23 protein-coding genes are annotated in these 20,245 nt (G+C 54.0%); 6 read left to right on the top strand and 17 right to left on the bottom strand.

The window, feature by feature from the left end:
* Window positions 1–18 precede the first annotated feature (18 nt).
* From dnaK to AC1931_RS05720, 15 genes are all read right to left on the bottom strand, one after another.
* Window positions 19–1,926, bottom strand: coding sequence for a molecular chaperone DnaK (gene dnaK / locus AC1931_RS05790; RefSeq protein ID WP_483876300.1), 1,908 nt, complete (start codon window positions 1,924–1,926; stop codon window positions 19–21).
* Window positions 1,927–1,963: 37 nt separating this feature from the next.
* The gene (grpE, locus tag AC1931_RS05785) at window positions 1,964–2,563 is read right to left on the bottom strand and encodes a nucleotide exchange factor GrpE (protein ID WP_483876299.1); all 600 of its coding nucleotides are present in this window, start codon (window positions 2,561–2,563) and stop codon (window positions 1,964–1,966) included.
* A gap of 185 nt (window positions 2,564–2,748) precedes the next feature.
* Window positions 2,749–3,777 (bottom strand): heat-inducible transcriptional repressor HrcA, encoded by a 1,029-nt coding sequence (hrcA, locus tag AC1931_RS05780; protein WP_483876298.1) that lies wholly within the window; start codon window positions 3,775–3,777, stop codon window positions 2,749–2,751.
* A gap of 137 nt (window positions 3,778–3,914) precedes the next feature.
* A complete protein-coding gene (gene hemW / locus AC1931_RS05775) occupies window positions 3,915–5,048 on the bottom strand; it encodes a radical SAM family heme chaperone HemW (protein WP_483876297.1) in 1,134 nt (377 codons plus the stop codon).
* Between the two features lie 169 nt (window positions 5,049–5,217).
* A complete protein-coding gene (locus AC1931_RS05770; protein ID WP_483876296.1) occupies window positions 5,218–5,598 on the bottom strand; it encodes a hypothetical protein in 381 nt (126 codons plus the stop codon).
* A 102-nt stretch (window positions 5,599–5,700) separates the two neighbouring features.
* On the bottom strand, window positions 5,701–6,300 hold the full coding sequence (locus AC1931_RS05765; protein WP_483876295.1) for a DUF3106 domain-containing protein: 600 nt from the start codon (window positions 6,298–6,300) through the stop codon (window positions 5,701–5,703).
* Entirely contained in the window at window positions 6,293–6,445 is a 153-nt protein-coding gene (locus AC1931_RS05760) for a hypothetical protein (protein WP_483876294.1), read from the bottom strand. The genes AC1931_RS05765 and AC1931_RS05760 overlap by 8 nt, the downstream gene beginning before the upstream one ends.
* Complete coding sequence (locus tag AC1931_RS05755) at window positions 6,435–6,866, bottom strand: DUF3619 family protein (protein WP_483876293.1); 432 nt, start codon at window positions 6,864–6,866, stop codon at window positions 6,435–6,437. The genes AC1931_RS05760 and AC1931_RS05755 overlap by 11 nt, the downstream gene beginning before the upstream one ends.
* A complete protein-coding gene (locus tag AC1931_RS05750; RefSeq protein WP_483876292.1) occupies window positions 6,863–7,378 on the bottom strand; it encodes an RNA polymerase sigma factor in 516 nt (171 codons plus the stop codon). Before AC1931_RS05750 ends, AC1931_RS05755 begins: the two co-directional genes overlap by 4 nt.
* Window positions 7,379–7,650: 272 nt before the next feature.
* Window positions 7,651–7,968 (bottom strand): Na+/H+ antiporter subunit G, encoded by a 318-nt coding sequence (locus AC1931_RS05745; RefSeq protein ID WP_483876291.1) that lies wholly within the window; start codon window positions 7,966–7,968, stop codon window positions 7,651–7,653.
* 15 nt (window positions 7,969–7,983) lie between these two features.
* On the bottom strand, window positions 7,984–8,253 hold the full coding sequence (locus AC1931_RS05740) for a K+/H+ antiporter subunit F (protein ID WP_483876290.1): 270 nt from the start codon (window positions 8,251–8,253) through the stop codon (window positions 7,984–7,986).
* A complete protein-coding gene (locus tag AC1931_RS05735; protein ID WP_483876289.1) occupies window positions 8,247–8,747 on the bottom strand; it encodes a Na+/H+ antiporter subunit E in 501 nt (166 codons plus the stop codon). Before AC1931_RS05735 ends, AC1931_RS05740 begins: the two co-directional genes overlap by 7 nt.
* On the bottom strand, window positions 8,747–10,315 hold the full coding sequence (locus AC1931_RS05730) for a monovalent cation/H+ antiporter subunit D (protein WP_483876288.1): 1,569 nt from the start codon (window positions 10,313–10,315) through the stop codon (window positions 8,747–8,749). The genes AC1931_RS05735 and AC1931_RS05730 overlap by 1 nt, the downstream gene beginning before the upstream one ends.
* A complete protein-coding gene (locus AC1931_RS05725) occupies window positions 10,312–10,647 on the bottom strand; it encodes a Na+/H+ antiporter subunit C (RefSeq protein WP_483876287.1) in 336 nt (111 codons plus the stop codon). The genes AC1931_RS05730 and AC1931_RS05725 overlap by 4 nt, the downstream gene beginning before the upstream one ends.
* Window positions 10,648–13,476 (bottom strand): monovalent cation/H+ antiporter subunit A, encoded by a 2,829-nt coding sequence (locus tag AC1931_RS05720; protein WP_483876286.1) that lies wholly within the window; start codon window positions 13,474–13,476, stop codon window positions 10,648–10,650.
* Between AC1931_RS05720 and AC1931_RS05715 the strand changes: the two genes are divergently transcribed.
* Window positions 13,464–13,709 (top strand): hypothetical protein, encoded by a 246-nt coding sequence (locus tag AC1931_RS05715; RefSeq protein ID WP_483876285.1) that lies wholly within the window; start codon window positions 13,464–13,466, stop codon window positions 13,707–13,709. The genes AC1931_RS05720 and AC1931_RS05715 overlap by 13 nt on opposite strands.
* Before the next feature lie 40 nt (window positions 13,710–13,749).
* Entirely contained in the window at window positions 13,750–14,535 is a 786-nt protein-coding gene (locus AC1931_RS05710) for a carbon-nitrogen family hydrolase (protein WP_483876284.1), read from the top strand.
* Between the two features lie 25 nt (window positions 14,536–14,560).
* Here AC1931_RS05710 and AC1931_RS05705 read toward each other — a convergent pair whose 3' ends face one another.
* Both AC1931_RS05705 and AC1931_RS05700 read right to left on the bottom strand, forming a co-directional pair.
* Window positions 14,561–15,874, bottom strand: coding sequence for an MFS transporter (locus tag AC1931_RS05705; protein ID WP_483876283.1), 1,314 nt, complete (start codon window positions 15,872–15,874; stop codon window positions 14,561–14,563).
* 11 nt (window positions 15,875–15,885) lie between these two features.
* The gene (locus AC1931_RS05700) at window positions 15,886–16,221 is read right to left on the bottom strand and encodes a hypothetical protein (protein WP_483876282.1); all 336 of its coding nucleotides are present in this window, start codon (window positions 16,219–16,221) and stop codon (window positions 15,886–15,888) included.
* Between the two features lie 161 nt (window positions 16,222–16,382).
* Between AC1931_RS05700 and trxB the strand changes: the two genes are divergently transcribed.
* From trxB to purE, 4 genes are all read left to right on the top strand, one after another.
* Window positions 16,383–17,321, top strand: coding sequence for a thioredoxin-disulfide reductase (trxB, locus tag AC1931_RS05695; RefSeq protein WP_483876281.1), 939 nt, complete (start codon window positions 16,383–16,385; stop codon window positions 17,319–17,321).
* Window positions 17,322–17,378: 57 nt separating this feature from the next.
* Window positions 17,379–18,908: a YifB family Mg chelatase-like AAA ATPase gene (locus AC1931_RS05690; protein WP_483876280.1), complete on the top strand. Its 1,530-nt coding sequence runs from the start codon at window positions 17,379–17,381 to the stop codon at window positions 18,906–18,908.
* Between the two features lie 77 nt (window positions 18,909–18,985).
* Window positions 18,986–19,369 (top strand): Na-translocating system protein MpsC family protein, encoded by a 384-nt coding sequence (locus AC1931_RS05685; RefSeq protein ID WP_483876279.1) that lies wholly within the window; start codon window positions 18,986–18,988, stop codon window positions 19,367–19,369.
* A gap of 301 nt (window positions 19,370–19,670) precedes the next feature.
* Window positions 19,671–20,204 (top strand): 5-(carboxyamino)imidazole ribonucleotide mutase, encoded by a 534-nt coding sequence (gene purE, locus AC1931_RS05680; RefSeq protein WP_483876278.1) that lies wholly within the window; start codon window positions 19,671–19,673, stop codon window positions 20,202–20,204.
* The last annotated feature ends 41 nt before the right edge of the window (window positions 20,205–20,245 follow it).

Below are 20,245 nucleotides of genomic sequence, written 5' to 3'. Positions count from 1 at the left end.
GTCCGGCCGGTTAGCAATTTATTTCTTGTCGTCCACATCCTCGAATTCGGCCTCAACAACGTCATCCTTGGCAGAGCCCTCAGCTGTCGGCCCGTCGCTGCCGGGAGCACCGGCATCTTCCTGGCCCTGTGAATACATCACCTCGGCAAGCTTATGAGAAACCTGAGCGAGGGCTTCGCTTTTCTTCTTGATCAGCTCAGGGTCATCACCTTCAACCGCTTTTTTCAACTCGTCCAGGGCCTCCTGAATTTTTGCCTTGGTGGCACTGTCAACTTTTTCACCATGCTCGGCCAGGGATTTTTCCGTCGTGTAGGCCAGGCCATCAGCCTGGTTGCGGGCTTCAATCAGTTCACGTTTCTTCTTGTCATCGCCGGCATGAAGTTCAGCGTCCTTGACCATCTGCTGAATCTCTTCTTCGGACAAACCACTGGAAGCGGTGATCTGGATCGACTGCTCCTTGCCGGTCCCCAGATCCTTGGCTGATACGTGCAGAATACCATTAGCATCAATATCGAAGGTTACCTCGATCTGCGGCACTCCACGCGGTGCGGGTGGCAGACCAACCAGTTCAAAATTACCGATGGTCTTGTTGTCGCTGGCCATCTCACGCTCGCCCTGGAGAACATGAACCGATACCGCCGGCTGATTGTCGGCAGCAGTGGAAAACACCTGGCTTTTCTTGCACGGAACCGTGGTGTTTTTCTCGATCAGCTTGGTCATGACCCCACCCAGGGTTTCAATCCCCAGAGACAGTGGGGTAACATCGAGAAGCAGGACATCCTTGACATCACCGGTCAGAACGCCACCCTGAATCGCTGCGCCAATAGCAACAACTTCGTCAGGATTGACACCTCTGCTCGGGGTTCTACCAAAGATCTCCTTGACCCGTTCCTGAACCGCGGGCATACGGGTCATTCCGCCGACCAGTACCACCTCCTGGATATCGCTGGCGGACAGACCGGCATCCTTGAGGGCCATCTTGCAGGGGCCGACCAGTTTATCGAGCAGGCCACTGCAGATACTTTCAAGCTTTGAGCGTGACAGCTTGATATTCAGGTGCTTGGGGCCCGACTGATCTGCGGTAATAAAAGGAAGATTAATGTCCGTCTCCATCGATGAGGACAACTCAATCTTGGCCTTTTCAGCCCCCTCCTTCAAGCGTTGCAGGGCCATCTTGTCGTTACGCAGGTCGATTCCCTGATCTTTTTTGAATTCATTGGCCACATAGTCAATGATCAACTGGTCAAAATCCTCACCCCCGAGAAAGGTGTCGCCGTTGGTTGACTTAACCTCAAAGACGCCGTCGCCCAGATCGAGAATTGAGACGTCAAAGGTGCCGCCGCCGAGGTCAAAAACAGCGATGGTCATTTCGTGCTTTTTATCGAGACCATAAGCCAGGGACGCTGCAGTTGGCTCGTTGATGATGCGCAGCACATTGAGACCGGCGATCTTGCCGGCATCCTTGGTTGCCTGACGCTGGGAATCGTTGAAGTAAGCCGGCACGGTAATAACCGCATCGGTAACCTTTTCACCAAGATAATCCTCGGCGGTCTGCTTCATCTTCTGCAGCACCATAGCTGAGATCTCCGGAGCACTGTATTTCTTTTCCCGCACCTGTACCCAGGCATCGCCATTCTCCGCCTCAATAATCTTGAAGGGACTGATTTTCATGTCTTTCTGTACGGCCTCCGAAGTAAACTTGCGGCCGATCAGGCGCTTGATGGCAAACAGTGTGTTCTCCGGATTGGTCACCGCCTGACGTTTGGCCTGCTGGCCGACCAGGCGCTCACCCGATTCGGTGAATGCGACCATGGAGGGGGTTGTGCGTGATCCTTCCGAGTTTGCAATAACAACCGGCTCGCCACCTTCCATGATGGCAACGCAGGAGTTGGTGGTGCCTAAATCAATACCAATAACTTTACCCATGATGTTGTTTCCTCCCTAGATCTTTTTTGTCCTGATATCAGGTAGTTTTGTTGTTATCGTCGGCTACTGAAGCGTTTTGTTCCGGCGACTTTGCCACCAGCACAAAAGCTGGACGCAGCAAACGTTCATTAAGTTGATAGCCCTTCTGCATTTCCACCATCACCGTGTTAACCGGATGATCAGCTGACTCCAGCTGTCCCATCGCCTGATGATAAGCGGGGTCGAAAGGCTTGCCGACAGATTCAATTGTCTCCACCCCGAACCGGCTGAGCACCTGGTTGAATTGGGTCAGGGTCATGCGGACCCCCTCAAACAGCCCCCCGCTGTCTTCGGCTTTATCTGAATGTTCCAGGGCCCGCTCGAGATTATCAATCACCGGCAGAATATCACGCAGAATTCCTTCATTAGCGAACTTGGCAATCTCTTCTTTTTCGCGGGTTGTGCGCTTGCGCAGGTTGTCCATGTCCGCGAGGGTTCTTAGATATTGCTCATGCAGCCGCTGTTTCTCGTCGCGGGCTTGTACCAGCTGCTGTTCTAAATCGCTATTTTCCACAAGAGGTTCAGCCTCCGGCTGAAGACCCTCGGCTGGGTTTTCTGCAACCTGGTCTGTTGCACTTTGTTCGGTCTTTTTGCCCACTTTACGTCGTCTCCTTTTGATGGCGTCACAAAAACCCACCAACGGCGGCGTTACCGCAATAATCTCACCGCTTCGCCGTACCTGAAATACGCCTCATTGCTCAATCATTGCGCGCCCTGCCTTTGGTGCTTATTGCTTATCCATTCACTTTGATGCTTTTGCAAAAAGCATCTTTTTTTAGATAGTTACTCAGCTTCCCGATCAAGCACGCGGCTGACCAATTGGGCGGTAAAATCAACAATCGGCACAACCTGAGAATAATCCATGCGCATCGGCCCGACAACACCCAGGGACCCTATCGCACCTTTTCGATTGGAAAAATTCGCTGAAATCAGACTACAGCCCTTCAGATCGACATCACTGCCGATAAAAATCTGCACTCCATGGGCCGACTGACTGCGGTCCAGTAAGTCTATCAGAATTTTTTTGCTTTCAAAGGTCTGAATCAGGCGCCGCATCTGGTCGGGTGAGGAAAATTCAGGCTGCTCAAGCATCAACGATGTACCGGTCACGTAGAGCTGATCTTCAATCTCATCCTGCAGGGCAGCAAAAGACAAACTCAATGCCTTTTTACGCAACTGATCATAGAGACTCATTTCGTCCTGCATCTCTTTTTTCAGTTTTTCGCGCACCTGGTGAATAGTCAGTCCATTAAGTTCACGATTCAGATAATTACTGATTTTTTCCAGCTGGCGCTGATCAATGTCAGTAGCGGCCGAGATCACCTTGTTTTGTACCAATCCGGTTTCAGACACGTAGATCACCAGCAGACGACCATGGGACAAACGCACGAACTCAATCTGACGAAAGACCGTGGTTGCAAACTTCGGCACCATCACCAGTCCTGCATATTTGGATAGGCCCGACAGAATCCGCCCGACCTCTTGCATGATGTCTTCCATCTTCATGCCGGAAAAGCGGTAGCTGCTCCGCAGCTGTTTTTTTTCCTTGTCGCTTAAGTTACGAATCTGCAACAGGGAGTCGATATAATACTGAAAGCCCTTTTCCGTCGGAATCCGCCCGGCCGAGGTGTGGGGCGAGCAGAGCAGGCCCATCTCTTCAAGATCAGCCATGACATTGCGCACTGTCGCCGGTGACAGGTTAAAGTGATGCCTGCGACTAATAGCACGACTGCCTACCGGCTCTGCGGAAGCAATATAATCCTTGACGATCGCTTCCAGGATATTCTGGCTACGTTCATTCAATTCAGCCATTAACACAACTCCATCACCCGCTGACTCATTTATGTTAGCACTCAACCATCTCGAGTGCTAATTGTGCAGACTAACAACGCTTATACCCTTTGTCAAGATCTAACCGGGCAAAGCGTTGGTCACGATGCAAGGACGCTTTAAAAAAAGGACGCGATCAGATGATCGTAAATCAGCCAATGCCGTGGCAGCAGGACAACTCGCCCAGCGCTGAAGACCAGCGACTCATGTAACCGAGCAAGGGCGGCAGGAAAAGCACGCTGAAATGATTCGCCAAAATGCTGCTCAAAAGCAGCCAGATCAACACCATCACTGGTGCGCAGGGCGAGATAAGCCGTCTCGACCATCGCCGCACGACGGTCAAACTTCTCAAGCAATTCAGCAGGGTCTGCTTCGGTCTCAAGGAGGTGGCGATACCGCGCCAGATCGGCCGGCACATGCCGACGTGCGCCATAACCGGATGCGACAAAGCTGTGAGCCCCCGCACCAACGGCCAGACAGCTGCGCCGCTGCCAGTAGCGCTGATTATGCTGACAGCGGCGTCCGGGGCGGGCAAAGTTCGACACCTCATAGTGTTCGTAACCGGCGGCGGTAAAGCGTGTGCTCAACAGCTCATACTGTCTGGCGTATTCCTCCTCATCAGTTACTTCGAGTCGACCCTGATCATGCCAGCGATGAAACTCGGTTCCTTCCTCAATGGTCAGTCCGTAAACCGAAATGTGTTCTGGCTCCAGCTGCAATAACTGGTCGATCTCCCGGTCCAACCCATCGCGGCTCTGCCCCGGCAGGGCAAACATCAGATCCAGGCTGATGTTGTCGAATCCGGCGGCACGAGCGCGGGTCACGGCAGCGCGCGCCTGTTCACCATCGTGACAGCGCCCGAGTTGCTGCAGTTGCCGGGCATCAAAAGACTGAATACCGATGGACAAACGATTAACACCGACCTGACGAGCCTGTTGAAGATAATTACCCGTGAATGTTCCGGGATTAACTTCAAGGGTGATTTCCGTTGTGGTGTTGAGGCCAAACAGGTCATGACAGGTCGTCAGCAACAGTATTAACTGCTCGGCCGTGAGCAACGAAGGGGTACCTCCGCCAAAGTAGATGGTATTCAATCCGCTGCCAACCGCTTCGTCGCCAGAGATAAGCTTCAGATGCCGGCACAGCAGGCCCACATAGTCTTCACGCTCGCCAGGGCCGGCTGTAGTTGAGAAAAAATCGCAATAACGGCAGCGCTGAAGACAAAAGGGAATATGGAAATATAGAGAACTCACTGACAATCAATCCTTTATCGGCAGCTCAAAAATATCAGACCTGTTAGACGGCACCATAGCATGAAAACCAAATACCCAAATAGTCATGGGGCCAGGGGTGAAACTCACCCTGGCCCCATGACTATTCTGCATGCAATCTTAACAGACTGTACTACCAAAGAATCCTTTGCTACTCATTCAACGAAGGAGCAAGTGGCTGCTGGGGGTCCCGGACCCGCAACTGTGAACGCTCCTGCAGCTGTTCCCCGTCGAGAGCGCGGCGTTCTTCCCGCAACTGCTTTTGTGCTGACTGATTTTGCTCAACCCGGTGCTGTTGCATTTCCTGATTCGGCTCAACCCGCTGTTGCCTCATTTCCCGATTCTGTTCCACTCGCTGCTGTTGCATCTGCTGCTTTTGCTCAATCCGCTGCGGCATTGCTCGCGACACTCCGGCGGTTCCTGCAGAGCCAACTCCGCCACCGCCACGACCACCTCCGGGGGCTGCCAGCACCGGCACAGATAAACAGGCAACAACCATCCATACCAAAACTACACGATTGCTCTTTTTCATTTTTTTATCCTTTCGTGACCGAATTACCCCTCTGCAACGATCAACGGATTTACAAGTGATTGGTTGACAATTTTTTCTGTTGGCAGATCTGCAGCTGAGCATTCAACGCCGACCTCTCTGCTCTGATTTCCGGGGAGTTCCGCGGTAAGAGTCTTGCGCAGGACCCGAGTGGAAATCCCACGAATGAGGTGCCTGGGGCGCAATGTCACCTCCCACATCATCTGCGCCCTGTTCCGTTTGCAACAGCCGTTGACGCAGCGCTTCCCGCTGCTGATCATCCAGGCGCTGCCAGTCCTGCCGTAAACGCTCGCGGCTTGCCTCCGGCAGCTCAAGGTATTCCTGCCGCACATGCCGCAAACGTTGCCGATGTTCCGGGCTTAACTGTTGAAATCGGTCGAAACGCTGGCGAATCACCTCTTGTTGATCGGGTGTTAACTGCTTCCAGACCTCTAACTGCTTGCGCGCCTGCTGACGTTCCTCTGCCGTCATCCGTTGCCAGGTTCTGGCACCCGTCTGAAGCTGTTGCTGTTTCTCATCAGACAACAAGGCCCAATTCTGGGCATATGGGGCGAGGATCTTCTGCTCTTCGGGACTCAATGTCGAAAAGGGCAGCGCCGCAATCGCCGCCGAGCTGAAGACAAAAAGGTATACCCATATCGCTATCCACCCACAGCGCATGGCCAAACTCCTGTGTTCATTCATCGGCCATCTCCTCTTCAGCAGGCGGTAATAGCAGTCCCGGGTCAACATCGGGGATAGTGAAGGGATCATGCCACACCCCCTCACTGTCGCTGAACAAGCCCAGAAACTCTATTATTTCCTGCTGTGGCAATTGATCATCCGGCAATTGATCCTCCGGTGCCGCAAACAAGGTTTGGGCTACGATCATGAGAGACATCAGGGCGATGCAGGTTATGATCTTCCTTCTCATTCTCATCAATCTCCAGCAACCACTGGTAGAATTCGAGCTCTTCAGCAAAAAAATCCATATTATCCGCGTCCGCAAACAGGGCTAAATCGGCTACAGATATTTTTGGTTCCGGCTGCTCAGTGTCCCACGGATTCATCAACAGTACCAGCACCAGGACAGTTGCAGGGACGATCCCCCAGCGCACCCATGGATAATAAATGGGCCGCTGGTTTTGCCTGGTTAAGGCATGCTGTCGCGCCCGCTTAAGTTGTGCCAAGGTATTACTGTCAATATCATGCAGGGATTCATCAAGAGCTTCCCTTATTTTTCTGACCAAATTGTCCGTATCGTGAGTCATGGCCAAAAATCTCCCAGGCGCTGCCGCAAACGCTCCAGCGCCCTGAAATAATGTGTTTTCACGGCCCCCTGCGAACACTTCATAGCAATTGCCGTATCCGCGACACTTAACCCTTCCCAGGCGCGCAACAAAAAGGTTTGTTGCTGACGCACAGGCAGCTTCATCAATTCTTTCTGCAGTTGCTTCAATGCCGAACTCATAAGGAGATTCTGCTCCGGATCAGGCTCAAATGAATCAGCATGATTCAGCTGCCAGTCGTTTTCTTCAGTGGTCCCCGAGAACCAGGGCATCCAGCGTTTTCGGACATTTTGACGGCGATGAAAATCACGAATCTGATTCTGTAATACCCTGAAAAAAAGGGCCGGCCACTCTTCGCGTGGCTTGTCGGCATATTTTTCAACAAAACGAAGCATGCTTTCCTGAACCAGATCCAGAGCCTCCGACTGCTGACCGCTGCCATAAAGAGCCATTCGATAAGCCCTGGCCTCAATCGATTTCAAGAAATTTTCCATAGGCTGCCTGCACTCATCGAATCCGGCCGGAGGTGAACACCCTTGCTGTCAGTACATTCGACAACAGTGCAGCGATAAGATCAAGATACTAATGGTAACGTTTAAGCGATGATTTGGTTGACAAGATGGTTACGAAAAAAAAAGCCCTTGCTCAGGGTCTGCTCGACAGCAAGCGAGAAGTCACTTATCTCTGGTCGCCCTTATAAGAAAACAGCCGCAATCACTTAAGTAGTCATTGCGGCTGCCATCGATTCAATCAATGTAAAAACCCATCACGCGTCAGGATGATCTTTATCCTCGTGCAGGCGTTGATGACGTGCCGCTTTGGCGAGAAAATGGGCACTGACCGGAGCGGTGATAAACAGAAAGAGAGTAATCAACACTTCGTGCAGACTGACCCCTTCTTTATGGAAAGTAAAATAGATCGCCGAGGCAATGGCCAGACAACCAACGCCCAGGGTGGTTGCCTTGGTAGGGCCATGCAGACGGGTAAAAAAATCCCGCAACCGGAACAGGCCGATAGACCCGGCAAGTGCGAAAAAGGCCCCGAGAATCAAAAAGAAAGAGACCAGGATCTCGACAATAATCATGTCATACTCCTCAACTTATTCGACAATATCGCCGCGCATCAGATATTTACTGGTTGCTACGGTGCTGATAAAACCCATCACGGCGATAATCAACGCTGCTTCAAAGTAGGTTGCCGTATCAAAATAGATCCCCAACAACACAAACAGGGCTAACGCGTTGATATACATGGTATCCAGTGCCAGAATCCGATCCGGCAGACTCGGTCCCTTAAACAGGCGATAAAGGTTCAGCAACTGGGCCAGGGTCATAAAAACGAACGCGATAATCAGGGCGATGTTCAGCATGTGAAGATCTCCTTGAGGGTGGCTTCATAACGCGATTTGATCTCAGCGACGGCAGCCTGCTCATCCGGGACGTTGAGGCCGTGAACAATCAGGGTTTTGTTGTCGGCGGTAATTTCTGTCGATACGGTTCCCGGGGTCATGGAAATAACGTTGGCGAGAAGAGAAATCACCAGCGGGTCATCCGTATCAAGGGGAACTTCAATAAACTTTGGCTGTAACCTGGAAATATCAGGCTGTAAAATCAAGCGTACCACGTTGAGGTTGGCTACCACCACATCGTATAAAAATGTTCCGAAAAAAAACTTCAAAAACAAACGTCGCTTGCAGATCCGGGGTCGCTCCGGCCAGAAGCGGTTGGTAAACCAGGGGATCATGATCCCGAGCAGGGTACCAAGAAGAATGTGACCAAAGGAAAAAGTATTGTTCAGCAGCAGCCACAGGATAATCAGCGTAATACTCATTAACGGATGGGGAACCCAACGATTATCCTGCATTAGTGACCTCCTGCCGACAGCAACGCAGCAACGGCATCACTGCCAAGTACTGCTTCAATATAATGTATTGGCTGGCTGACCTGAGCGGCGACAGCGTAACCGAAATCACTTAAGGGGCCGCCGAACAACACCAGGAGCGGGCTGATCACCAGAAGAATCAATACCGGGAGGGCATAGCCAACGCCATAGCGAGGAATATCGGCGTGGGGTTCTTTGGTAAAGGCGCCGACCCCGCTGTCATCAAGAGGAAGGGTTTTCCAGAAGATCACACTGCCGGCGCGTCCGAGGGCAATCAGTCCCAGTAGACTACCGATCAGCACCAGCGCCCAGATCCATGGCGCTGCAGCATGGGATTGGACCCCCATCAGCATCATCACCTTGGCGGTAAAGCCACTTAACGGCGGCAGCCCGCCAATGGCTACCGCGGCGCCTAAAAACAACAGCCCCAGCAACCGTTCCTGCCCAACCGGCCGATCAGGAGTCAAGGCCGTACCCGCATCCAGGCGCTGCCGGGAGATCATGTCAGCGACCAGAAACATGGCTGCGGTCATAAACGTAGTGTGAGGAAGATAAACGATGGCGGCCGCAATGGCATCGGAGCTGAAGGTACCAATGACCGACAACAGGGTTCCCACCGACACCAGCACCATATAAGCGATGGTTCGGCGCAGATCACGGCTGGCGACAACGCCGATGGAGCCGGCGACCAACGTCACCAGGGCGACCGGCAACAACCAGGGCACCAGCACATTGGCTGCCACGCCGGCATGGTCACCAAAAATCAGGGTATAGACGCGTAGAATCACGTAAACTCCGACCTTGGTCATGACCGCGAACAAGGCGGCGACCGGCGCACTGGTAAAACCGTAGGCGTTGGGCAGCCAGAAATAGAGGGGCAGCAGTGCCGCCTTGAGGGCGAACACTCCGAACAGAATCAACCCACCGGCCTGCAGCAAGGCAGCATTGTCAGCCGGCGCACTGGCCAGGCGCATCGCCATATCCGCCATATTGAGCGAGCCGAGCAGACCATAAAGGATACCCACCCCGATCAGAAACACGCTGGAGCCGACCAGATTGAGCATCACGTAATGCATACCGGCTTTGGTGCGCCGGGCACCGCCACCATGAAGGACCAGTCCATAGGAGGACAACAGCATGACTTCAAAAAAGACAAAGAGGTTGAAAATATCACCGGTCAGAAAAGCGCCGTTGATGCCAAGCAATTGAAACTGGAACAACGCGTGAAAGTTTTTCCCCTGTTCATCGGTGCCTTTCACCGCGTACAGCAGGCAAAGAAACGCCAGCAGGGAGGTGATAAAAATCATCATCGCACTTAAACGATCGAGCACCATGATGATGCCGAAGGGTGGACTCCAGTCACCGAGCACATACATCTGGATCGACCCGGTCATGGCCTGATACAACAGCAGTCCGGTTATCAGGGTGACCGTCGCAGAGCTGATCAACCCGAGGCTGCGGTGCAGGGTGATGCCGCGGTTGACCGCAAGGACAATGATCGCCCCCATCAATAACGGCAGCAACAAGGGGGCGACAATCAGATGGTTCATGATTCGTTCTCCTTGCGACCGTCAACATGATCTGAGCCAAGCTCACCGCTGGCGCGTAGTGCCAGCACCACAACAAAAGCCACCATGGCAAAACCAATAACAATGGCTGTCAGCACCAATGCCTGGGGTAGAGGATCAGTGTACTGCAGCTGCTCCGGGGAAATCACCGCCGGCAGGTTGGTTTTGAGGCGCCCACTGACAAACAGAAACATGTTGACGGCATAGCCAAGCAGGGTCAGCCCCAGCACAAAAGGAAAGGTTCGGGCACGCAACATCAGGTACACTCCACAGGCAATCAAGACGCCCAGGCAGGATGAAAACAGCAGTTCCATTTAGTGTGCTCCTTTTTGTTCTTCTTGGTCTTTTTGGGCGCGGGTGGAAACCGTTTCGGCATCTCTCGAGTTCATCGATCCCAGCTTGACCAGCACCAGCATGACCGATCCGACCACCGCCAGAAACACGCCGAGGTCAAAGGCGATGGCACTGGCGACCTCAAACTTCCCGACCAGCGGCCATTTCAAATAGGTGAAGCTGCTGGTCAAAAACGGATAACCGACCACCCAGCTGCCGACTCCGGTCAACACCGCGATCACCAGACCCCAGGCCATAATAATGTGATTATCGATAGTCAACCGGGGACGCGTCCAGACAATCCCGCTGGAAATGTACTGAAGAATCAGCACCGAAGCCACGATCAAACCGGCGATAAAACCGCCACCGGGCTCATTGTGACCACGCAGGAAAATATACACGGCGAACATCAGCGCCAGCGGCGTCAGTGGCCTGGTAATCTGCGCCAGAATCATCGGAAACCGATCCTGCACCCAGGGCCGTCCCAACGCATCAGTCCTGGGGGCGGGCAGATTAAAATTATGGAGCATGGCGTAAATAATCAGGCCGGCAATCACCAGCACAGTAATTTCACCCAGGGTATCAAACCCACGAAAATCGACGAGAATAACATTTACCACATTGGTCCCGCCGCCACCGGGCTTGCTGTTTTCAAGAAAATACCCGGCAATCGTATCATAGGGGCGAGTCAGTACCGCCATCATCAGCGCGGTACAGCCACCGCCCGCCGCCACTGACAGGATAATATCACGCAGGCGTCGGACATTTGTCGATTCCACCGGAGTGGTGCGCGGCAGCAGATTCAGAGCCATCATCAAGAGGATAATGGTGACCACCTCGACGGAAATCTGGGTCAGGGCCAGATCCGGTGCCGAGAAGCGAATAAAGGACAAGGAGACGATCAGACCCACGGTACCAAGCATGATGATCGCCAGAATCCGGTTGCGATGATGGATTACCGTTGCCACGGCACAGATGATCAGCACCAGTCCCATGATCATCGTCACCGGATCGACCGTCGACATAGCTAAAGGCCCGATGAAGGGTGCGTTCGATCCGAAAAACGGACTCGCGCCCAGGACCACGACAGCTCCTACCAATAGCGCAATGTAACGCTGTAAGGATCCGTTCTCCATCAGTACGGTCAGTTTTCTACCGCCCTGTACCACGTAACGGATAAGGGCTTCAAAGGTCGCTTTGCCGTCACAATAGCGCATGCACCAGCGATGGGAATCGAACAGACGCAGGCGCTGCAGATAGAAAATGGCGCCACCCGCCAGAGCGATAACACTCATGGCCAGGGCCATATTGACCCCGTGCCAGATGGCAATATGGTAATCGGGCGTCGCGGCACCAAGAATACTTCCGGCCGCGACATTGACCATGGGCGCTGCCAGGGTCATGGGGAAAAGACCCACCAGCACACACAGAGCCATCAGCACCTCCGCCGGCAAACGCATGCCGCGGGGCGGCTCATGGGGCTTTTTCGGCAGATCGGTAAAGGGCTCTTTGAAGAAAACGTCATGTACCATGCGGATCGAGTAGGCTACGGCAAAGATAGCCGCCAGGGTCGCCCCCACCGGCACGATCCAGCTGAAAGAACCGAACAGGTTGGGCTCCAGGGTTTCAGCAAGGAACATCTCCTTGCTCAAGAATCCGTTGAACAGAGGAACGCCGGCCATTGCCGCACAACCCAACATGGTCAGGGTACCGGTAATCGGCATGTACTTCCATAAACCCGACAGCCGTTTCATATCGCGGGTACCGGTTTCGTGATCGATAATCCCGGCGAGCAGGAACAAACCGGCCTTGAAAGTGGCGTGATTGAGAATGTGAAAGACCGCGGTAAAGGCCGCCAGAGGACTGCCAAGCCCAAGCAGCAGAGTAATCAGGCCGAGGTGGCTGACCGTGGAATAGGCCAGCAATCCTTTAAGGTCGTCCTTGAACATCGCCATATAGGCAGCAAACATCAGGGTGATCAGACCAACGGAAGTAACGATGTAAAACCACAGGGAGCTGCCTGAAAGCACCGGGAACAGTAACGCCAGCAGGAACACCCCGGCCTTGACCATGGTTGCAGAGTGGAGGTAGGCACTCACCGGCGTCGGTGCCGCCATCGCGTGGGGCAGCCAGAACTGAAACGGAAACTGTGCCGACTTGGTAAAGGCGCCAAGCAGGATCAAAATCAGGGTGACAGGATAGAGGTGGTGGGCATGAAGAATCTCTTTCGAGGCCAGAATCGTTGTCAGCTCAAAACTGCCGACAATATGACCCAGCAGAATAAACCCGGCAATCATCGCAAAGCCGCCACCACCGGTGATCACCAGAGCCTGGCGTGCACCCTCACGGGCATCGGTTCGATAACTCCAGAAACCGATGAGCAGAAAGGAACTGATACTGGTCAACTCCCAGAACATCATCAGCAGGATGATATTTTCCGACAGTACGATGCCCAGCATGGATCCCATAAATAGCAACAGATAGGAATAAAAACGCCCCATCGGGTCATCAGCTGAAATATAAAAGCGCGCGTAAAGGACAATCAGCAAACCAATACCGAGGATCAAAAAAGCAAACATGAAGCCGAAACCGCTGACCCTAAACGCGAAATTCAGGCCAATAGCGGGAATCCAGCTCCAGCTCACCAGCGGCATCCCGCCGTCAAACACCGCCGGTGCCTGCAGCAGCAGCAACAGCATCGAAATACCGGCGATAGCTCCAGCACTTAAGGCATTCAGGTTGCGACTGCGAAACAGGGAGGGGATAAGCGCCCCCAACAAGGGGAGCAAAGGGATCAATGCAAGATTCATTAGTTCATCCTGTCTGGCTTTGCATTTGTTACCAAGGACGATTCAATGGTATAAAAAATACCGTTCAAAAAGGTATTCAATTCAGGGAGCAAAAGCAAGAATTATCGAAACCACTGTTTGTAAAACGCTACTATAGAGCGACGCATAAATGGCCAAAAATGGCCTCTATGGGCTATTTCCATCAAATCACCATGGAGAATTGGGGCATTACTGATTCTCAATATCTCCATTAACAATAAAACGACTTTCTATCCGGGCCGGGGAGATTCTCTCATGAAACAACTGCGCTGCGCCGCCATTCAGTTCAACATCGATCTGGGAAACATCGACAGTAACCGCAGACAGGCCGCTTCCGCCCTGCGGCGGGTAGCTTCCGCCAACGTTCAGTTAGCCGTCCTGCCTGAGATGTGGAGCACCGGCTACGACTATCGCCACCTTTCCACCTTGGCGCAGCGCACCCCCGAGATTGTCAAAGAGATGCAACAACTATGCGCACAACTGGGTCTGGTCACTGTCGGCAGCCTGCCGGAGTTGAGCGACGGCAAGATCTACAATACGGCTTATGTCATCGATCAGGGAAAAGTCGTCGGCAGCTACCGCAAACTTCATCTTTTTTCCGCTATGGGTGAGGACCGACACCTCGGCTCGGGCAGCCGGAGCCTGGTGGTCGCGACCTCTGCGGGCAGAATCGGCGTTGCCATCTGCTACGACCTGCGTTTTCCTGAGCTCTTCCGCAAGCTTGCTCTGGAAGGTGCCGAAATCATCTGCGTCCCGGCGGAATGGCCAAAGCCACGAGGGGAGCACTGGCAGACCCTGTTACGTGCCAGGGCAATAGAAAACCAGCTCTTTGTGGTTGCCGCCAACTGCTGCCGGGTGCAGGGGAAACTGGACTTTTGTGGCCTCAGTCGCATCATTTCACCGCTGGGAACGATCCTTGCGGAGGCCGCAGAAGAGGATGCTGAGCTGATCGCTGATTGTGATTTCGCTGAAATGCAGACCTATCGCGATCAGATCAAGATTCTGCATGATCGCCGCGCCGATATTTACGGCACTCCCTGATCATCCCGGAGCCGGCCTTCAGCTCTCAGTCCCGCATCATCGCCGCTTCCGGCATCCGACGGCAGGCCCCATAAGCAGCAAGCATGAGCAACAGCAGAACCACCAGCATGGTCGCGGCTCCGAACTGATGGGCAATCACACCGGTGAGGCCACTGAGCAGCGCAACGACACCGACCAGACTGTTGCTGAAAGCGGTGTAGGTGGCGCGTTCGTTGTGGGGTGTGGCATCCACCAGATAGGTTTTACGCCCCAACCGCACCCCCGCTTCGGCCAGGCCGATCAATACAAACACCAGAGCATATCCAGCCGACCGCACCTCTGCCGGTACCAGAACCAGCGTTAATGCCAGAAAGGCCGACACCGCACCAATCACCGCGCTTAACGCCATCACCTTGCGACTGGTGCGATCCGCCAGCTTCCCCCAGAACGGGCTACTGATAATCTGCGCTGCACCAATAGCTACAACCAGGGTGCCGATCTGGGTTGCCGACAGATCGAGAACCTGACCGGCATGCAGCACATAGAAGGGGGTTGCCAGTTCGATCGCCAATAACAGGCCACGTGCCTGCAAGAAAAGGGCAAAGCCGGGCTCACGCCGCATCAGGTCGAAACCGGCACGCACCTCTCCAATGGCATTGCGCCCCCCCGCCACCGCACCGGGAAACTCACGGACCAGGGCAAAAAACAGGGCCGCTACTCCCCACAATACCGCCGCCGCCAGCAACAGAAACAGCACCGTGCTCAAATTATCCTGAGCGTCACGATAGCGATTCAACAGCAGACCGGCAACCACCGTCAGAATCCCCCCGTAGAATGCCCGCCGCGCCAGCAATTTTCCGCGCTGACCCTGGTCAACGGTTTTGCCCAGCACATCCTGAAAAGCCACCGAGGCCGCGCCACTGGCGCTACTGAAAACGATCAACAGCAATAACAGGACCATCCCGGCACCGGCCGGTGGCAACCACAGGGCTACCGGAATCATCAGCATCAGACACAGCGCCTGCACCAGCCCACAGCCGACCCAGACCCACTTGCGTACCGGCAAACGACGAATCTGTCCGGCAACCATCAGCTGCGGCAGCAGTGAGAAGGTCTGCTTGATCGGCATGAGAAAACCAAACAACCAGACCGGCGCGCCGATAATATGGAACAGCCAGGGGAGAACCAGATTGGGACCGGCAATCTGCTCGGCCAGTTTTGATGCCGCACCATTGGCGGTATTGGCGTGCAGATTACGCACCACCTGATGGCAAGATTCAGGCGGAATATCCCGGCAGCTGCGGTCCAGATGATCGTCTGTCGACAGGATGCCGGAAAAGTGCCGGCGCAGGTTCTTCATAAGATTCCACCTCAGTCCGCCAGCCGTTGAGCACCCTGGCGATAGGCCGGTGGCACCTCGTTGAGGCTGTCGGCAAAATGCAGCACGCCGGCAGCGTCAACATAGAGATAGCGCACCAAAGCATCCTCATCGGACGTATCTTTTTGCGCCTCAATGGTATCACCAATGCGGTCATTGAGGTCATCAGTACGTCCCAGGGTCAGTAACCGCGAACGAAAATCATGATAAAACGCCTGAGTTTCCTTCAGTACGGGAGTGGCAAAGCGGCGCTTTATCATCAGTTGATCGACTACCACAACCAGTCCCAGGGTCAACATCACCCACAAAATAAAACGGAAAAATTTCAAACTGTTGCCTCCCGCCATAAGAAAAACTCAACATCGCCGAGCAGATCACATCATACGCAACGGAATTGTCTGGCTGCAAGCTATTCCATTTTCACCATAATTATGCGAGAATTCGCCCTGGTATTACATGAATGAATCGCCTGAAGGAGTCAAAGATTATTATGAGCACCACCGATTATGATGTTATTATTATTGGCGGCGGGCCGGCAGGAATGACTGCCGGTCTGTACGCATCACGCGCTTGCCTGAAATCTCTGATGATTGAAAAAATGATCCTTGGTGGCCAGATGATGACCACCACCCTGGTTGAAAACTGGCCCGGCTATCCCGGCGGCATTGAGGGACCGGAACTGATGATGCGCTTTCAGGAACACTGCGTTGAATTTGGTCTGGAAACCGCCTACGGCACTGTCGAAAAGATCATCGACAAGGGTGACTTTAAAACCCTGCTGGTCGATGGCAAGGAAATGACCTGCAAGGCGGTCATCATCACGACCGGGGTTATTCCACGCAAGCTGGGAATCGATGGCGAAGCCGCCCTGGTCGGTAAAGGAGTTTCCTATTGTGCCACCTGTGACGGCGCTTTTTTTCGAAACCAGCCTATCGCTGTGATCGGTGGCGGTGATACCGCTGCTGAAGAAGTCCTGTTTTTGACCCGTTTCGCCAGCAAAGTCTACATGATACATCGCCGCGACCAACTACGCGCCACCAAAATTCTCCAGGATCGCATTTTTGCCAACGATAAGATTGAGATGGTATGGAATTCCGTCGTCGAAGATTTTGTCTCCGACAACAGTGGCCTGACAGGCGCGATCTTGCGCGACATGAAAAGCGGCGACAACCGTCAGATTGACATCAATGGGATGTTTGTTGCCATCGGCGTCACCCCGACCACCGGCTTTGTTAAGGGGATGCTGGCCATGGATGAGGACGGATATATTCGCTGCGGCGAAGATACCATCACCAATATCCCGGGCATCTATGCCGCCGGCGATTGCCGTACCACGGTCCTGAAGCAGGTATCCACCGCCGTTGGTGACGGTGCCGTTGCCGCCATCATGGCGGAAAAATACATCGATGAACTCAAACATTCCAGCTGAGCCATGTGACAGTTTCCATGATTTGCATTCAGGAGCTGTCAGAGCAGGAGGGGGAACATGCTCGCTAAAGTCACATCCGGTGCCCTGATCGGCATCAACGCCTATCCGGTCACTGTCGAGGTCGATATCGCCCAGGGATTGCCGCAATTCGCTACGGTCGGCCTGCCTGAGGGCGCGGTCAAGGAAAGCAAGGACCGGGTCAAGTCAGCCATCAAGAATTCCGGTTATGAGTTCCCTGCCAGGCGTATCACTATCAATCTCGCCCCTGCCGACATCCGCAAGGATGGTGCCGCCTTTGATCTTCCTATCGCCATCGGCTTGCTGGCCGCTACCGGGGTTGTCAATGCCGAACGCCTGGAAAAATTTCTCCTTTTAGGTGAACTGTCCCTCGACGGGCAGGTCAAGCCGGTGCGCGGGGTTCTTCCGATTGCCGTCGTCGCCCGTGACTGGGGCGATCTGGCGCTGATCTTGCCAACAGATAATGCCGAAGAAGGTGCCGTCGTTGCCGGGCCTGCCATCTATCCGGTGCGCGATCTGGCAGAAGCTGTGGGTCTGATCAACGGCGAAAAAGAAGCTGTTCGGTTTGCCGTCTCACCGGACGCATCGGCCCATATTCAATCTGCCGACGGAGAAGATTTTTCCGAAGTCCGCGGCCAGGAACATGTAAAACGCGCGCTCGAGGTGGCAGCTGCAGGGGCACATAACATCCTGATGAGCGGCCCGCCGGGCAGTGGCAAGACCATGCTGGCCCGCCGCCTGCCGACCATCCTCCCGGACTTCTCATTTGAGGAGGCCCTGGAAACCACCAAAATTCATTCCGTCGCCGGCCTGCTGTCTCGCAACAATGCCTTGGTGCGCCGACGACCCTTCAGATCCCCTCATCACACCATTTCCGATGCCGGACTGATTGGCGGCGGCACCTACCCGCGTCCCGGTGAGGTCTCCCTGGCCCATCGGGGTATCCTGTTTTTGGACGAATTTCCCGAGTTCAAAAAGAACGTCCTCGAGATGCTGCGACAACCACTGGAAGACGGCCAGGTCTGCATCAGTCGTGCGGCCTTGAGTTTAACCTATCCGGCCGACTTTATGCTGGTTGCTGCCATGAACCCCTGTCCTTGCGGTTTTTCAGGAGACACGGTGCACGATTGCACCTGCACCACGCCGCTGCTGCAGCGCTACCGCAGCAAACTCTCCGGCCCCCTGCTTGACCGCATCGACCTGCACGTCGACGTCCCCCGCGTCACCCACAAAGACCTCACTGACATTCAAGCCGGCGAAGCTTCCAGCGCCATCCGCGAGCGGGTCAACCACGCCCGTGATCACCAGCGCAGACGTCTTGCCCCTTTCGGCCTCCACGCCAACAGCCAGATGCAGGCGCGTCATATCCGCCGCTTCTGCAAACTCGATGAACACGGCGATGCCCTGCTGGAACAGGTGACCGACAAGCTTGGTCTCTCCGCCCGCAGCTACACCCGCATTCTCAAACTGGCACGAACCATTGCCGATCTGGCCGGATGCGATCAGATCGACCGGATTCATCTCAGCGAGGCAATTCAATATCGGGGATTGGATCGTAAGACAGGATAACGCCGGCCAGGGTCCTGATCTACGTGCCCTGGTTATTGAGAATCGACTTTATGGGTTTAAAAAAGGGTACCAAGAAGATGATAAAAACCAAAGGACAGCTCGAAGGGGAGATCAGCGATGCCATCATTCGCTTCGAAAAAGAATACATGGGGCGCGGACCGTTGGAGACCAAAACCTACATTATTGATGACCTGATTATTATCAGGTTAAAAGGGGTTTTAACCAGAGCAGAGCGCCAGCTCGCCGAGTCGAACGATGCCAGCAACGGGCGAGAGTTGATTAAACGGATGCGTCACGCCCTGCTGGAAAAAGGGCGACCGATGCTGGATGCGATTGTCAAAGATGTTGTCGGCGTTCCGGTTATCAGTCTGCACACCGATCTGAGCACCGTAACCGGTGAGCGACTGATTGTTTTTTCTCTGGCAGAAGTACCGGATTTACCAGGTAACCCGCAGGGCTGAAAATATCCTTGACCTTTCAACCTTCACCCACTATTTTGTTTTGTCAATCAACAGGGGATGCAGAAGGTCGTATAGACAAGCTGTATGCACATCACTTTAGTTGAAATCACAAAGTGAGCGCTTCTCGTGCTGAAAAAACATAGAAAACTCTAAGTCAGATTAAAGACCACTTTTACGCGGGGTTTAATCTCAACGGGGCTGTTGTTGCTTTATCGGCATTGACAGCCCTTTTTTTATTTCGTCAATACACCTGAGCGGCAGGTAACGGCCGTCAGACCAACAGCGACAGGAGAAACAGCAAATGACAGCGATCAGCTCAAACACAACACCTCATGACACCATCCTGGTCGGTATCCTGACCGGCAGTCCCAACGACCTGCCGAAAGTGGTAAAGGTCCGTGACACTCTGGATGAGCTCGGCATCCGCAGCGAAATTGTGGTCGCTTCAGCACACCGCACCCCCGACAAGGTCTTCGCCTATCTTGACCGTGCCCACAAAGAAGGAGTGCAGGTCCTGATCGGCTGTGCGGGAGTCGCAGCCCACCTGGCCGGGGTGATTGCCGGGCATACCCGCCTTCCCGTCATCGGGCTGCCCCTTGGTAACGGCCCCCTCTCCGGTTGGGACAGTCTTCTTTCTACCGTTCAAATGCCACCCGGGGTACCGGTAGCGACCGTTGCGGTTGATGGTTCCCGTAACGCAGCGATCCTGGCTGCACGCATTCTGGCGCTGAAATATCCTGCTATTGATGCCGCCCTGGAAAAGTTGGCCGAGCAGGAACGACAGCGTTATGATCAGACGGCAGACGAGGCACTGGCGGCCTTGAAGTCGACCTGATAAACGCCGTCACAAATTGCGAGGATTGACATCCGGAATCC

Source organism: Pelovirga sp. C15f, from assembly GCF_057178085.1.
This window is presented reverse-complemented; position numbering and strand designations above follow the sequence as displayed.